The organism is Cellulosimicrobium sp. So1_17, from assembly GCF_055181235.1.
The window spans coordinates 1,630,381-1,645,140 of record NZ_CM143702.1; the positions used below are offsets into that span (position 1 = coordinate 1,630,381).

General features: G+C 75.4%; 14 protein-coding genes. 8 read left to right on the forward strand and 6 right to left on the reverse strand.

Annotated elements, in window-relative coordinates:
• Positions 1–120 precede the first annotated feature (120 nt).
• From ACZCLJ_RS07250 to ACZCLJ_RS07265, 4 genes are all read right to left on the reverse strand, one after another.
• Positions 121–1,311 carry a CynX/NimT family MFS transporter gene (locus ACZCLJ_RS07250; protein WP_463105969.1) on the reverse strand — a complete coding sequence of 397 codons (1,191 nt, stop codon included), beginning with the start codon at positions 1,309–1,311 and terminating at the stop codon, positions 121–123.
• The gene (locus tag ACZCLJ_RS07255; protein WP_463105970.1) at positions 1,308–2,009 is read right to left on the reverse strand and encodes a FadR/GntR family transcriptional regulator; all 702 of its coding nucleotides are present in this window, start codon (positions 2,007–2,009) and stop codon (positions 1,308–1,310) included. The genes ACZCLJ_RS07250 and ACZCLJ_RS07255 overlap by 4 nt, the downstream gene beginning before the upstream one ends.
• Before the next feature lie 87 nt (positions 2,010–2,096).
• Positions 2,097–2,729, reverse strand: a complete 633-nt coding sequence (locus ACZCLJ_RS07260) for a MarC family protein (RefSeq protein ID WP_251153141.1) — start codon at positions 2,727–2,729, stop codon at positions 2,097–2,099.
• A gap of 43 nt (positions 2,730–2,772) precedes the next feature.
• On the reverse strand, positions 2,773–3,612 hold the full coding sequence (locus ACZCLJ_RS07265; protein WP_463105971.1) for a PHP domain-containing protein: 840 nt from the start codon (positions 3,610–3,612) through the stop codon (positions 2,773–2,775).
• Between the two features lie 140 nt (positions 3,613–3,752).
• On the opposite strand from ACZCLJ_RS07265, the gene ACZCLJ_RS07270 reads away from it, so the two are divergent.
• Positions 3,753–4,634 carry an alpha/beta fold hydrolase gene (locus tag ACZCLJ_RS07270; RefSeq protein ID WP_463105972.1) on the forward strand — a complete coding sequence of 294 codons (882 nt, stop codon included), beginning with the start codon at positions 3,753–3,755 and terminating at the stop codon, positions 4,632–4,634.
• The gene (locus tag ACZCLJ_RS07275; RefSeq protein WP_463105973.1) at positions 4,631–6,295 is read left to right on the forward strand and encodes an aminopeptidase P family protein; all 1,665 of its coding nucleotides are present in this window, start codon (positions 4,631–4,633) and stop codon (positions 6,293–6,295) included. Before ACZCLJ_RS07270 ends, ACZCLJ_RS07275 begins: the two co-directional genes overlap by 4 nt.
• Positions 6,296–6,328: 33 nt before the next feature.
• Here the strand turns inward: ACZCLJ_RS07275 and ACZCLJ_RS07280 are convergent, their stop codons facing one another.
• On the reverse strand, positions 6,329–7,132 hold the full coding sequence (locus ACZCLJ_RS07280) for a general stress protein (RefSeq protein WP_251153137.1): 804 nt from the start codon (positions 7,130–7,132) through the stop codon (positions 6,329–6,331).
• Positions 7,133–7,253: 121 nt separating this feature from the next.
• Between ACZCLJ_RS07280 and ACZCLJ_RS07285 the strand changes: the two genes are divergently transcribed.
• On the forward strand, positions 7,254–8,579 hold the full coding sequence (locus ACZCLJ_RS07285; protein ID WP_251153136.1) for a magnesium transporter MgtE N-terminal domain-containing protein: 1,326 nt from the start codon (positions 7,254–7,256) through the stop codon (positions 8,577–8,579).
• Positions 8,572–9,087 carry a DUF1003 domain-containing protein gene (locus tag ACZCLJ_RS07290; RefSeq protein ID WP_251153135.1) on the forward strand — a complete coding sequence of 172 codons (516 nt, stop codon included), beginning with the start codon at positions 8,572–8,574 and terminating at the stop codon, positions 9,085–9,087. The genes ACZCLJ_RS07285 and ACZCLJ_RS07290 overlap by 8 nt, the downstream gene beginning before the upstream one ends.
• 25 nt (positions 9,088–9,112) lie before the next feature.
• Here ACZCLJ_RS07290 and ACZCLJ_RS07295 read toward each other — a convergent pair whose 3' ends face one another.
• Complete coding sequence (locus tag ACZCLJ_RS07295) at positions 9,113–9,910, reverse strand: maleylpyruvate isomerase N-terminal domain-containing protein (RefSeq protein ID WP_251153134.1); 798 nt, start codon at positions 9,908–9,910, stop codon at positions 9,113–9,115.
• Between the two features lie 122 nt (positions 9,911–10,032).
• On the opposite strand from ACZCLJ_RS07295, the gene ACZCLJ_RS07300 reads away from it, so the two are divergent.
• The 4 genes from ACZCLJ_RS07300 (at position 10,033) to ACZCLJ_RS07315 (ending at position 14,706) form a co-directional block, all read left to right on the forward strand.
• Positions 10,033–11,184 (forward strand): Mrp/NBP35 family ATP-binding protein, encoded by a 1,152-nt coding sequence (locus ACZCLJ_RS07300; RefSeq protein WP_251153133.1) that lies wholly within the window; start codon positions 10,033–10,035, stop codon positions 11,182–11,184.
• A gap of 404 nt (positions 11,185–11,588) precedes the next feature.
• Positions 11,589–12,608 carry an efflux RND transporter periplasmic adaptor subunit gene (locus ACZCLJ_RS07305; RefSeq protein ID WP_463105974.1) on the forward strand — a complete coding sequence of 340 codons (1,020 nt, stop codon included), beginning with the start codon at positions 11,589–11,591 and terminating at the stop codon, positions 12,606–12,608.
• Positions 12,605–13,507, forward strand: a complete 903-nt coding sequence (locus ACZCLJ_RS07310) for an ABC transporter ATP-binding protein (RefSeq protein ID WP_463105975.1) — start codon at positions 12,605–12,607, stop codon at positions 13,505–13,507. Before ACZCLJ_RS07305 ends, ACZCLJ_RS07310 begins: the two co-directional genes overlap by 4 nt.
• Positions 13,504–14,706, forward strand: coding sequence for an ABC transporter permease (locus ACZCLJ_RS07315; protein WP_463105976.1), 1,203 nt, complete (start codon positions 13,504–13,506; stop codon positions 14,704–14,706). Before ACZCLJ_RS07310 ends, ACZCLJ_RS07315 begins: the two co-directional genes overlap by 4 nt.
• The last annotated feature ends 54 nt before the right edge of the window (positions 14,707–14,760 follow it).

Below are 14,760 nucleotides of genomic sequence, written 5' to 3' on the forward strand. Positions count from 1 at the left end.
CTCGGCCGGGGCAGCGGGTCGGGGCTCGTCGCGTCGCGGGTCCAGCTGCCCGGGTCGTCCGCGGCACCGCGCGCTGCGGACGGAGGCGCGCCTGGGCGCGTCCGGCCGACGACGGCCGGTTCAGCGCACGTGCGCGTCGCGGCCCGCGAACCAGACCGCGATCCCCTGCGCGACGGCGACGCCGACGAGCAGGAGGAGCGGGAGCGTCCAGGACCCGCTCGCGTCGTGCACGAGGCCGACGCCGATCGGGCCGCACGCGCCGAGCACGTACCCGGCGCTCTGCGCCATCCCGGACAGCTCCGAGGTGTGCGCGGCGTCGTGGGCGCGCAGCGCCATGAGCGTGAGGGCGAGGCTGATCCCCCCGCCCTGGCCCAGTCCCAGGAGCACGACCCAGAGCACGGCAGCCGACGGCGCGACGACGAGCCCGGTCAGGCCCGTGCCCACCAGCACGACGAGGGCCACGCCGATGCCGCGCTGGCGGCGCATCCGTCCGGCCAGCAGGGGCGTCGCGAACGAGCCGGCGATCCCCACCAGGTTGCACAGCGCGAGCAGCCATCCCCCGGCCTCCGGGGTCCGGCCGAGCGACACGAAGACCTCGGGCAGCCACGCGTTCGTCGCGTAGAACGACAGGGACTGCGTGCCCATGACGGCGGTCACGGCCCACGCGAGAGGGCTGCGCCAGACCGAGCCGCGCCCGGCCGGACGTGTCCCGCCGCTCCGGAAGCCCGTCGGTGCGGGGCCGGTGGCGTGCAGCGCGCGCGGCACCCACACGAGCGCCCCGACGACGGCGAGGACACCCCACGTCGCGAGCGCGCCGCGCCAGTCGAGGCCTGCGGCGTTCGCGACGGGGAGCGTGAGGCCCGCGGCGAGCGCGGCGCCGCCGGAGAGCGACATCGAGTAGAGGCCGGTCATGAGCCCGACGCGGTCGGCGAAGTCGCGCTTGACGAGCGCCGGGAGCAGCACGTTGCCGACCCCGATCGCACCGCCGACGACGAGCGTGCCGGCGAACAGCCCCCACGTGGTCGGGACGAGGCGGACGGCGAAGCCCACGGCGAGCACCACGAGGGCGGCGAGGAGCGCGCGCTCGAGCCCCCAGCGCCGCGCGAGCACCGGCGCGACCGGAGCGAGGAGCCCGAAGCACAGGACGGGCAGCGCCGTGAGCAACCCCGCCGCGGAGGCGCTCAGCCCCGTGTCGGCGCGGATCTCGCCGAGCAGCGGCGAGACCGCGACCACCGCGGGGCGCAGGTTGAGCGCCGCGAGAAGCATCGCCGCGACGGCCGCGACGCCGAGCGGACGACGGATCCCGCTCACGCGGCACCGTCCGCGGGCGCTCCCGCGGCGACGAGCTGCGCGCGCACCGCGTCGATGGTCGCGGAGACGGCCCGCTCGGCCGCGTCGGGGTCGCCCGCGCGGATCGCGGCGACGACCTCCTCGTGGCCGGGGAGGTCGCGGTGGTGGCGCCGCTGCGCGCCCGTGGCGAGGGTCCGCACGAGGGCGTGGTCGAGACCGTCGTAGAGGTCGGCGAGGAGCGGGTTGCCCGCGGCGCGCACGACCTCGGCGTGGAACGCGACGTCGGCCGCCTGGAACTCGTCGTCCGCGGCGCCGTCCCGCGCCCGGAGCTGGGCGGCGAGCGCGGCGTCGAGCCGGTCGAGGACCTCGGGATCGTGCCGCGCGGCGGCGGCCCGCGCGGCCCCGCGCTCCAGGACGCCGCGCACCTCGAGCACGTCGAGCGCGTCCGCGGTCCGGGCGCGGCGCGCGAGCGCGGCGTCGAGGCCGCTCGCCGCGCGCACGTACGTCCCATCGCCGCGCCGGGGCTCGAGGATCCCGGCGTGCTCGAGGGCCCGCACCGCCTCGCGGACCGTGTTGCGCCCGACGCCGAGCCGCGCGACGAGCTCGGGCTCGGGCGGGATGCGTGTCCCGACGGCCCACTCGCCCCGCTCGACGAGGCCCGACAGGCGGTCGAGGACCAGGTCGGACACCTTGCGCGGCGGGACGATGGGGTCGCTCACCGAGACAACCTAACATCCCATGTTTAACCGCCACGGGGTAGGGCCAGCCCCGTCGGCGGCAGGCGCCGGCGGCGCCGCCGGCGCCGCTCAGGCGGTCTGGACGAACTGCGTGACGGCGTCCGCCACGAGCTGGACGGCGATCGCCGCCAGGAGCAGCCCGGCGATGCGCGTGACGAGGATCGTCCCCGAGTCGCCGAGCACGCGGTTGATGACGTTCGCGAAGCGCATCGAGAGCCATAGGCACACGTGCACCGCGACGACGCCCGCCACGATCGCGATCCACTCCGCCACACCGCCGCCCCGTTCCCCGGCCCGCTGCACGAACACCATCGTCGCGACGATGGCGCCGGGCCCCGCGAGCAGCGGCGTGCCGAGCGGCACGAGCGCGACGTTGACCCCCTTGTTGCCCGACGGCTGCGGCTCCTCCATCTTGCCGGTGAGGAGCTCCATCGCGACGAGGAGGAGCAGGAGACCGCCCGCCGTCTGCAGCGCCGGCAGCGAGATGTGCATGTAGCTGAGGATCTGCTGGCCGAACGCCGCGAACGCCACGATGACGCCGAACGCCACGAGGATCGCGGTCCGTGCCGCCTGGTTGCGCTGCTTCGCGCCCATCGCGCTCGTCAGGCCGAGGAAGACCGGGACGGTGCCCGGCGGGTCCATGATGACGAAGAGGGTGACGAAGACCTCGGTGAAGAGCCGGACGTCGAACCAGTCGCTCATCGTCCGACCACCCGGTCACGCCTCGCCACGCCTGCCCGGCGGCTCACCGGATCACGTCCAACTGTCCCAGCTCCTCGATCTGCTCCAGCACGGTCGGTGCCGTCGTGTTCTCCCCGAGCCGGTTCGGTTTGCCGGCCCCGTGGTAGTCGCTCGACCCGGTGACGAACAGGCCCAGGGTGCGGGCGACGTCGTCGAGCCGGGTGCGCTGACGCTCGTCGTGGTCGCGGTGGTGCACCTCGAGCCCCGCGAGCCCCGCCGCGGCCATCTCCTCGATCACGACGTCCGCCACGACCCGGCCACGCCCGTCGGCGCCCGGGTGGGCGAAGACGGGGACACCTCCGGCCGCACGGACTCCGCGCACGGCGGCGGCCGCGCTCGGGGCGTAGTGCGGCACGTAGTACGGCGTGCCGGGCGCGAGGACCGTCGCGAACGCCGCGGAGCGGTCGGTCACGTGCCCGGCCGCGACGAGCGCGTCCGCGATGTGCGGTCGTCCGATCGTCGTGCCCTCGGCGGTCTGCGCGAGCACATCCTCCCACGTGATCGGGTAGTCCTCGCCGAGCAGGTCGACCATCCGGCGGGCGCGGCTCGTGCGCGCGTCGCGCGTGCGCTCGAGCTCGTCGAGCAGCGCCGCGTGCGCCGGGTCGTGCAGGTAGGACAGGACGTGGACGCTGATCCCGCCCGAGCGCGCGGAGATCTCCGCGCCGCGCACGAGCGCGACGCCGGTGCGCAGGGCCGCGTCGGTCGCCTGCGCCCAGCCGGCGGTCGTGTCGTGGTCCGTGAGCGCGACGACGTCGAGCCCGGCCACGGCGGCCGCCTCGACGACCGCCCCCGGCGCGTCCGTGCCGTCGGACGCCGTCGAGTGGGTGTGGAGGTCGATGCGCACGGACCCCAGGATAGTGAGGGCGTCGCCCTGCCGGGCCCGTCGGCGCCCGGGCGTACGGCACGGGACCCGCACACGATGTTCACGCGGGGCCCGGAGCCCGCCCACGGCCGTCCCAGGTAGAGGTGCGAGGGTCGGGAACGATGACCACCACAGCCACGCCCCGCGCCGTCCTCCTTCCCGCCACGGACGACGCCCCGAGCGTCGACCGGACCGGTGCGCCCGCGGTCGTCTTCGTCCACGGGCTGCGGACCTCGGGAGCGATCTGGGACGGTCAGGTCGAGCACGTCCGGTCGCTCGGCCACGACGCCGTCGCGGTCGACCTGCCCGCGCACGGCGCGCGCGCCCGCGAGCGCTTCACGCTCGAGCGCTCGTTCGAGGTCATCGACGAGGCCGCCGCGTCGTTCGGCCCGGACCGTCGCGTGACGCTCGTCGGGCTCTCGCTCGGCGGGTACACGTCCCTCGCGTGGGCGGCACGCCGCCCCGCGAACCTCGCGGGCGTCGTCGCCGCGGGCTGCACGTCCGACCCCAAGGGCAAGCCCGTCGCCCTCTTCCGGGACGTCGCGCGGCTCGTCGTCGCGGGCGGCGGCACCGTCGGCCGCGGCGCGCGGTGGGCGGCCCGCACCAGCACGTCCGCGTGGTCGTCCATGACACGGGCCGGTCGGTCGGCGCCCGGTGGGTCCGTGGCGTCGTACGCCGTGCGCTGGGCCGACGGCGCACCCGAGCCCGCCGTGCACCGGCCCGGCTGGGGCATCGTCACCGACGCGCTGACCCAGCTCGCCGGGCGCTCGTGGCTCGCGCACGTGCGCGACGTCGAGGTGCCCGTGTGGCTGGTCAACGGTGCGCGCGACCACCTGCGCCTCGACGAGCAGCGCTACCTCGCCGCGGCCGCCGACGCCGCGCTCGTCGTCGTGCCGCGCGCCGGCCACGACGTCAACAGCGAGGCGCCGGAGGCCTTCAACCGCGTGCTCACCCGCGCCCTCGCCGACTTCGGCCGACCCCGCGGTGCGACACTGGGGGCATGACCGACGCCACCCCCGTCACCCCTGAGACCACCGCCCCCGCCGTCGTCGATCCTGCGAGCCCGGCCGAGACCCAGGACGTGGCGGCGCGCGGGAGCAACCGCTCGCAGCGCCCCGACTCCGCCGCGTTCAAGGCGTTCATCACGAGCGGCTGGGCGCCGCGTGCCGCGCTCGACGTCGAGCCGTCGCCCGCCGCGCCGTTCGCCGCCGCCCGCCGCGCGGCGCTCTCCGCGCGCTTCCCCGGCGCCCGCCTCGTGATCCCCGCCGGTCCGCTCAAGGTCCGCTCGAACGACACCGACTACCGGTTCCGACCGCACTCGGCGTTCGCCCACCTCACCGGCACGGGCTGGGACCAGGAGCCCGACGCGGTGCTCGTCCTGCACCCCGTCGAGCCGGGCACCGGGGACCCGACGGGTCCGGACGGAGCGCGCAGCGCCCATCACGCCGTCCTCTACGTGCGGCCGCTCGCGGCGCGCGACACCGAGGAGTTCTACGCCGACGCGCGCTACGGCGAGTTCTGGGTCGGCGCGCGCCCGTCGCTCGACGACGTCACGACGCTCACGGGGATCGAGGCGAACCACGTCGACGACCTGCGCGACGCGCTCGCGAAGGACGTCGGGCCCGACGGGACGGTCCTGCTCGTCGTGACCGGAGCCGACGAGGCCGTCGAGGCGCTCGTCGAGGCGATCCGCGCGGAGGCCGGGGCCGAGGACTCGGCCGAGCAGTCCGTCGCGGAGGCGCAGGAGCAGCGCACGGAGGCGGAGTGGCTCGCGCGCGCCGAGGCCGCCTACCGGCGCTCCGACGCCGCGCTCGTCGAGGCCGTCTCCGAGCTGCGCCTGGTCAAGGACGCGCACGAGGTCGAGCAGATGCGCGCGGCCGTCGCCGCGACGATCGCCGGGTTCGAGGAGGTCGTGCGCACGCTGCCGCGCACGCTCGGCCACCGCCGCGGCGAGCGCGTCATCGAGACGACGTTCGACGGGCACGCGCGCCTCGAGGGCAACGCGGTCGGCTACGAGACGATCGCCGCCGCGGGCGAGCACGCGACGACGCTGCACTGGATCCGCAACGACGGCGTCGTGCGCCCGGGCGAGCTCGTGCTGCTCGACGCGGGCGTCGAGGTCGACTCTCTCTACACCGCCGACGTGACCCGCACGCTGCCCGTGGACGGCGAGTACACGGACGTGCAGCGCCGCGTCTACCAGGCGGTGCTCGACGCCGCCGACGCCGCGTTCGCCGTCGCGGTGCCGGGCGCACGGTTCCGCGACGTGCACGCCGCGGCGATGGAGGTCGTCGCCGCGCGCCTCGAGGAGTGGGGTCTGCTCCCGGTGAGCGCCGAGGAGTCGTTGTCCCCGGAGGGTCAGCAGCACCGGCGCTGGATGGTGCACGGCACGTCGCACCACCTCGGCCTGGACGTGCACGACTGCGCGCAGGCGCGCCGGGAGCTGTACCTCGACGGGATCCTCGAGCCGGGCATGGTCTTCACCATCGAGCCCGGCCTCTACTTCAAGGCGGACGACCTCGCCGTGCCCGAGGAGTACCGCGGCATCGGCGTGCGCATCGAGGACGACGTGCTCGTCACGGCCGACGGCAACGAGAACCTGTCGGCCGCGCTCCCGCGCCGCCCCGAGGACGTCGAGGCCTGGATGGCGTCCCTGCGCGCCTGAGCCCGGTGCCGTGGGTGCGCCCGACGCCGCGCGTCAGGCCGGGGGCGTCGGGTCGGCGGGCCGCTCGGCCGGGTTCTGCGGGGCGGCCTGGTCCGGCGCGTCCGTCGTGCCCGACGTCGGGCGCATGGCCCCGTAGCGCGGCTCGCCCGAGGGCGTGGTCCAGCGAGGGTCGGGCGTCCGGGCCGGGGGCGGCGTCGGCGCACCCTGCCCCGTGCCCGGCTGCGGTGCCGGGTGCTGGGCCGGTCCGGCCGGCGGCTGGGCCTGTCCGGCCGGGGGCGGCACCGGGGCCTGGTGCTGCGGCGGTCCGGCCGGCGTGCCCCACGTCGGGTTCGCGGGAGCGGCGGGCGCGCGGACCCCGCCGCCCTCGGGCATCCGGGCCAGGAGCTGGCGCGCGTCCCCCGCACGCTCCGTGGCGCACAGGACGGCGTACGCCGACGCGACGATCTGGCTCTGCGACGTGAAGTCGCGCTTGCCCTGGGTCAGCGCGTACGACAGCACGGAGAAGAGCAGGCCGAAGCCGGCACCGATCGCGATGCCGGTGAGCACGTAGCCGCCCGAGCCGGAGAACATGAAGAGCAGGAGGCCCACGAACAGGCCGAACCACGCCCCCGACGCCGCACCCGCGAGCGCCACGCGACCGTAGGTGAGCCGTCCGGTGACGCGCTCGACCATGCGCAGGTCGGTCCCGACGATCGTCACGACCTCGACGGCGAACTTGTTGTCCGACAGGTAGTCGACGGCCTTCTGGGCCTCGAGGTACGTCGCGTAGGACGCGATCTCCTCGCCGCGCGGCAGGGTGGGCACTCGGGGGTTGACGTTCGGGCGCGTCATGCTCATTCGCCCAGTCTGTCCTACTCGTCGGCGCAGCGCTACGGCGTGCCGGGCCGCTCGGCGCGCGCGCACGGACCGCGGCCGGCCTTCCGGCGCGCCCGGACCGGCACCTGCGTACGCTTGCCGCGTGAGTGCAGCCACCACCGTCTTCGTCGCGCGTCTTGCAGGGACCAGCGTGTTCGACCCGATCGGCGACCAGGTCGGGCGGGTGCGCGACGTCGTCGTGCTCCTGCGGCCGAAAGGGCTGCCCCGGGCCGTCGGCCTCGTCGTCGAGGTGCCCGGCCGGCGCCGCGTGTTCCTGCCGCTCACGCGGGTCACGAGCATCGACGGGGGCCAGGTCATCTCGACGGGGCTCGTCAACATGCGCCGCTTCGAGCAGCGCGCCATGGAGACGCTCGCGCTGAGCGAGCTCCTCGAGCGGAGCGTCGAGTTCGTCGACGGCTCGGGCACGGGCACCGTCGAGGACCTCGCGATCGAGCGGCAGCGGACGGGCGACTGGCTCGTCGCGAAGCTCTACGTCCGCCGGTCCGGCGAGCACAAGGGCACGCTGCGCCTGCGGCGACGCGGGGACGCCGTCGTCGTCGACACGGAGGCGGTGACCGGTCTCGCCGGGCGCACCGGAGCCGCCCAGGGCGCCGCGATGCTCCTCGCCGCGTACGACGACCTCAAGCCCGCCGACCTCGCGGACGTCATCCACGACCTCGGCGACACGAGGCGCCTCGAGGTCGCGGGCGCGCTCGACAACGAGCGCCTCGCCGACGTCCTCGAGGAGCTCCCCGAGGACGACCAGGTGGCGATCCTCTCGGGCCTCGACACGGGCCGCGCCGCGGACGTGCTCGAGGCCATGCAGCCCGACGACGCCGCCGACCTCCTGCACGAGCTGCCCGAGGCGCAGGCCGCCCAGCTGCTCGAGCTCATGGAGCCGGACGAGGCGCGCGACGTGCGGCGCCTGCTCGCGTACGCGGAGGACACCGCGGGCGGTCTCATGACGACCGAGCCGGTCGTGCTCGGGCCCGAGACGACGATCGCGACCGCGCTCGCGCAGATCCGTCGCAAGGACCTCGCGCCCGCCCTCGCGTCCATGGTGTTCGTGGCACGGCCACCGCTCGAGACGCCCACGGGCCGGTTCCTCGGCGTCGCCCACTTCCAGCGGCTGCTGCGCGAGCCCCCGCACGCCGCCGTCGGGTCGGTGCTCGACACGGACGTCGAGGGGATCGCGCCCGACGCGCCGCTCGGTCGCGTGACGCGCATCCTCGCGACGTACGACCTGCTGTGCGTCCCCGTGCTCGACTCCGAGAAGCGGCTCCTCGGCGCGATCAGCGTCGACGACGTGCTCGACCACATGCTCCCCGAGGACTGGCGCGAGACCGACGAGATCGAGGTCGAGCACCGGCCCGAGGACCCGCGACCCGGCACGGCGCCCCGCGCCCGGACGGAGGTCCCCCGTGGCTGACCGCCTCGACACGCCGAAGGCGGCACGGCGCACGCTCCTGCCCCGCAACCGTATGGACCAGGATGCCGTGGGCCGGGCGACCGAGGGCATCGCGCGGTTCCTCGGCACGCCGCGCTTCCTCATCTACCTGACGATCTTCTGCGTCCTGTGGATCGTCTGGAACTCCTGGGGACCCGAGGGACTGCGCTTCGACTCCGCCGAGTTCGGCTTCACGGCCCTGACGCTCATGCTCTCGCTCCAGGCCTCCTACGCCGCCCCGCTCATCCTGCTCGCGCAGAACCGTCAGGACGACCGCGACCGCGTCACCGCCGAGCAGGACCGCCAGCGCGCCGAGCGCAACCTCGCCGACACCGAGTACCTGGCCCGCGAGATGGCCGCGCTGCGCATCGCGCTGAGCGAGGTCGCCACGCGCGACTTCGTGCGGTCCGAGATCCGCAACCTCCTCGAGGAGCTCGAGGAGAAGTCGGCGCGGCCGGCCGCCGACGAGGAGGGCGTGCCCCGCGACTGACGGCTCGCCCCGGCGCGACGACGGCCTACCGCGTGCCCTCCGCGGCGACGCGGCGCAGCCGGTCCACGAGCGCCCGGTCGCCGGCGACGGTGAGCCCCTCGGCGCTGCCGCGGCCCCAGAGCCACAGGTCGAGCGCCCACGCCGGCCCGGCGACCTGGGTCGTGGTGGAGCCCGGGAGGTCGACGAGCTGGGCCGTGTCGAGGTCGTAGGCGGTGCCCGACTCCGGCCCCGTCCCCGTGAACCGCCCGAACGCCAGCTCCCAGCTCCGCGGCGTCTCCCCGGGTCCGTCGACGACCACGGAGACGGTCGCGCCGTCGGGCGTGAAGACGCCCCAGCCCGGGACGCCGTCGACCATGACGGCGAGGACCTCGTCGACGCCGTCCGCAGCGACGGCCGGGTCGGCCGGCGTGACGTCGCGGCCCGCGGTGAGCTCGGCGTCGGCCCGGTGGATCAGCGCCTCGTGCGCCTGGCGGCGCAGCACCCAGCCGACGCGGCGCCCCTCGTCGTGCCACGACCAGCACGGCTCGTCCGGGTCTCGCCCGCGCAGCGCCGCGACGAGCCGGCTCGTCGAGCGCTGCAGCAGGGCCGGCAGCTCGGCGTCCGACTCCGGGCGCGCGAGCGGCGGCACCTCGTCGCCGTCGAGTCCCTCGCCGGGGGCCTGGCCGACGACGCGCGACCAGAAGTCCTGCACCTCGGCCAGGTGGTACATGAGGTCCGCACCCACCCACTCGGGGCACGACGGGACCCGCGCGTCGGGTGCCGCGCTCCGTGCGGCGTCGCCGAACAGCTCGCTGTCACGCACCAAGGAGGCGAGGGCGTCCATCCGTGCACCGTAGTACGGCCCGCCCACGCCCACGCCCCAGGGCCGCCGCCCGCGGCGGGACCTCCGTCCCCGGCTCGGCACCCTGGCCCTGGCGCCGCCCGGCACCGACCTACGATGGACCCATGCCCGACGCTCCCGCAGCACCGCTCGAGGACGCGGTCCGCGCCGCCCTCGCGACCGTCCTCGACCCGGAGATCCGCCGTCCCGTCACGGATCTCGGGATGGTCCGCTCGGTCGACACCGAGGAGCGCGACGGTCTCGGGACGCTCGTCACCGTCGGTGTGGACCTCACCGTCGCGACGTGCCCGATGCGCGACACCCTCGTGCGCGACGTGGACGCCGCCGTCCGTGCGGTGGACGGGGTCGCGGACGTGCGCGTCGACCTGGGGGTCATGAGCGCCGAGCAGCGCACCGAGCTGCGCACGATGCTCCGCGGCGGCGTCGGCGAGCCGGTGATCCCGTTCGCGCAGCCCGACTCGCTGACGAAGGTGTACGCGATCGCGTCGGGCAAGGGCGGCGTCGGCAAGTCGTCCGTGACCGCCAACCTCGCCGTCGCGCTCGCCGCGGACGGGCTGTCCGTCGGCGTCGTCGACGCCGACATCTACGGCTTCTCGATCCCGCGCATGCTCGGGGTCGACCGCCAGCCCACGCGCGTCGACTCGATGCTCCTGCCGCCCGTCGCGCACGGCGTCAAGGTCGTCTCGATCGGCATGTTCGTGCCCGCCGGACAGCCGGTCGTGTGGCGCGGGCCGATGCTGCACCGCGCTCTCCAGCAGTTCCTCGCGGACGTGTACTGGGGCGACCTCGACGTCCTCCTGCTCGACCTCCCGCCCGGCACGGGCGACATCGCGATCTCCGTCGCGCAGCTCCTGCCGGGCAGCGAGATCGTCGTGGTGACGACGCCGCAGGTCGCGGCGGCGGAGGTCGCCGAGCGGGCCGGCTCGGTGGCCACGCAGACGCAGCAGGGCGTCGTCGGCGTCGTCGAGAACATGTCGTGGCTCGAGCAGCCGGACGGTTCGCGGCTCGAGCTCTTCGGGTCCGGCGGCGGCGAGCGCGTGGCGCGGAACCTGTCGCGCGCAGTGGGCTCCGACGTCCCGCTGCTCGGCCAGGTCCCGCTCGACGTGTCGCTGCGCGAGGCGGGCGACGGCGGCACGCCCGTCGTGCTCTCCGACCCCGGTTCCGCGGCGGCGGTCGCTCTGGCCGACGTCGCCCGCAGCCTGGCCCGACGTCCGCGCGGCCTCGCGGGTCGTCGCCTCGGGGTCTCCGTCGTCTGACCCCGTCCCGGGCGCCGGACAGGACGCCCTGGTCGGCGCGCCACGGGATGGTATAGCCTCTCCCCCAATTCGCCAGGGGGCGGCCCCTCGGGGCCGGAAAGAGGGGGTCGACCGTGCCGTCGCCGACCGCACGTCTGCGACGTGCACCGGGACCCTGCCTGCTGGACGCGACGACGCCCGCGGACGCCGCCCCGGTGACGGCATGGGATCGCTCCCGCCCGGGCCGTCGACACGGCGCGACGTTGCGCGCACATGACCCGGGGCGCACGCGAGCCCGACGAATCTCCTCCCGAGGGATGAGGACGGCGGTCCCCGGACCGCCCTAGCCTCGGGCCGGGCCGCCATCGTCGGCGCCCCGCCCGTTCCGCCGTCACTGGCCGTCCCGTCCTCACAGGAGCCCGCTCGTGGGTATCACCCGCCGGTTCGTCTTCCCCGCCCTGCGCCTCGTGGTGTGGGGAGTCATCGCCGTCTCGCTCGCCGTCATCGCGTTCCGGTCGGCGCCCGAACCCCCGCCGGACCCGGCGTCGCCCTCCGCGCAGCTCGTCGAGCCGCAGGTCGCCGTCGCGACGGGAGACATCGTCAACACCGTCACCGTCACGGGGCAGATCGTCGCCGACCCCGCGACCACCCAGAAGGTGACGCAGCGCGGGACGGTCACCGCGGTGCACGCGAAGCCCGGCGACGTCGTGGCCGCCGGCGCCGCACTGCTCGAGGTGACGCTCACGGAGCCCCAGGAGCCCTTCACGAAGACCGATCCCGAGACGGGCGAGGTCACCGTCACCGAGCGCAGGCCGAAGGTCACGCGCGAGACCGTCCCCGCCACGACAGCCGGCACCGTCGCAACCTTCACGGCCCTCGTGGACCAGGAGGTCGCGGTCGGCGACGACTTCGCCACGATCTCCCCCGGGACGCTGTCCGCCACCGGCTCGCTCCTGGCCGACCAGCAGTTCCGCCTCCTGCAGATCCCGACCGAGGCGACCGTCACCGTGACCGGCGGGCCGGCACCCTTCACGTGCACGGGACTGCGCCTGGGCGCGGCCGCCACGGCGTCGGGCGAGGCGGAGGACCCTGCAGCCGACCCGGCCTCGCCGGGGGGATCCGCGTCGGTCACGTGCGCGGTCCCGGGCGACGTGACGGTGTTCGCCGGGCTCGCCGCCCAGCTCGAGATCACCGCCGGATCGGCGGAGGGCGCCCTCGTGCTCCCGGTGACCGCGGTCCTCGGGAGGGTCGAGCAGGGCAAGGTGTGGGTCCTCGGCGAGGAGGGTGAGCCCGAGGAGCGGCCGGTCACGCTCGGCCTCACCGACGGTGCGCAGGTCCAGATCGTCGAGGGACTCGCCGAGGGCGACGAGGTCCTCGAGTTCGTCCCGGGCCAGGACGTCGCCCCCGTCGAGGGCGGCGCGACCGGCGAGGTCTTCGTCGGATGAGCCTCCTCGAGCTGCACGGGGTGACGCGCTCCGTCCGGCTGCCCGACGACCGGGTCCTGGAGATCCTGCGGGGCGTGGACCTCACGGTCGACGCCGGGGAGCACGTGTCGATCGTCGGCCGGTCCGGCACCGGCAAGTCCACGCTGCTCAACCTCCTCGGCCTCCTCGACTCCCCGACCGAGGGCGAGCTGCTGCTCGACGGCGCCCCGGTCGGTCGGTCGTCCGGGCGCGCCCGGGCGCGGCGGCGCGGCGCCGACTTCGGCTTCGTGTTCCAGCAGTTCAACCTGCTGCAGGGCCGCACGGCCCTCGAGAACGTGGTCGCGCCGCTGCTCTACGCACGCGGTCGCCAGTTCTGGCGCCGACGCGCCCTGGCGGCGGAGATGCTCGAGCGCGTCGGGCTGGGCGACCGGCTCGACACCCGCCCGGAGAAGCTCTCGGGCGGCGAGCAGCAGCGCGTCGCCATCGCGCGCGCGCTGGTCCGCGTCCCCCGCGTCATCCTCGCCGACGAGCCGACGGGAGCGCTCGACGTCGACACGGGCACCGAGGTCATGGACCTGCTCGACACGATCGCCCGGGAGAACGGCTCCGCGCTCGTCACCATCACGCACGACCTCGCGGTCGCCTCACGTGCCTCCCGCCAGTTCCGCCTCGCCGACGGCGTGCTCACCCCCATCGCGATCAGCGCCCGCAGCGCCGGGTCGCTCGGGGCGCTCGCAGCCCTGTCCGACGGCGCGACGCGCAGCCTTGCGGCCGGCCCGTCGGTCGGCGACGCCTCGGTCGGCGACGCCTCGATCGGCGATCCGACGGTCGACCGCACGGACGACGACCACCAGGCCGAGCACGTCGCCCGCCCCCTGCTCGTCGAGAGCTCCGGCGTCCGCGCGGGGGACGCCGCATGACCGGTCTCGTGGGCACCGTCATCGAGGCCTGGGAGGAGCTGCGGGTCCACAGGCTGCGCGTGCTGCTCGCCCTCGTCGGCGTCGCCGTCGCCGTGTGCGCGATCACGACGATCTCCGCGGCGGGCGCGATGCTGCGGCAGGTGTCCGCCGAGACCACCGAGCGCGACGGCGGTCGCCCTGCCTCGCTGAACGTCTCCGCCTGGCCCATGGGCGCCGAGCAGCCCTCTCCCGACGAGTACGCCGCCGTGTTCGACGAGATCGTCGAGCGCTACCAGGTCGAGCACACGTCGCTGCGCACGACGAGCCCGGCCACCGTGCGGTTCCCCGAGGGGTCGCTGGAGGTGTGGACCAACGGCGTCGAGCCCGGGTGGGCCGTCATGCACCGGTTCGAGGTGGAGTCGGGCCGGTGGCTCACCGACGCGGACGCGGACCGCCTGTCTCCCGCGCTCGTCGTGAACCAGACCTTCCTCGACGCGATGGGCGGCGTCCGCGTCGCCGACCACCCCACCGTCACCATCGGCGGCGCCAACCCGGTGGTGGCCACCGTCGTCGGCTCCTACCCGGACCCCTGGCCCGGCATGCAGCCCGAGGCCTACGTGCTGGTCAGCGCCCAGGCACGGTGGGCGACGCCCGAGTCCCTCATGACGAGCGGACCGCCGTCGCTCGAGCTGTGGGTCCCGCCCGACCTCGCCGACCCGCTCACGGACGCGATCCGGCGCGACGTCGCCGCCGCGATCCCGGGGACGCAGGTCGACGTCTACCGCATGGACTCCCCCGCCTACGACGTCGTCGACGGTGCGATCCGCTGGGTGGTGATCGGCGTGAGCGCGATCGCGCTCCTTCTCGGCGGCCTCGGGCTCGTGAACATCGGCCTCGTCACCGTGCGCTACCGCATCCGCGAGATCGGGATCCGCCGCAGCTTCGGCGCGAGCTCCGGGCGCGTGTTCTTCTCCGTGCTCATGGAGAGCGTCGTCGCGACCCTCGTCGCGGGCGTGGTCGGCGTGAGCGTCGCCGTCGTGGCGCTCCACAACGTGCCGATCGACCAGCTCATGGGCTCCGCCGTCCAGGACCGCCCCGCCTTCCCCGTGTCGGCCGCGGCCACCGGGCTGCTCGCCGCCGCAGCCGTCGGGGCGCTCGCAGGCCTGATCCCCGCCCTCGTGGCCGTCCGCGTCAAGGTGATCGACGCGATCCGCTACTGACCTCGCCCTCCCCTCCGACCGCTCGCACCGCTCGCACCGACATCGTTCACGACA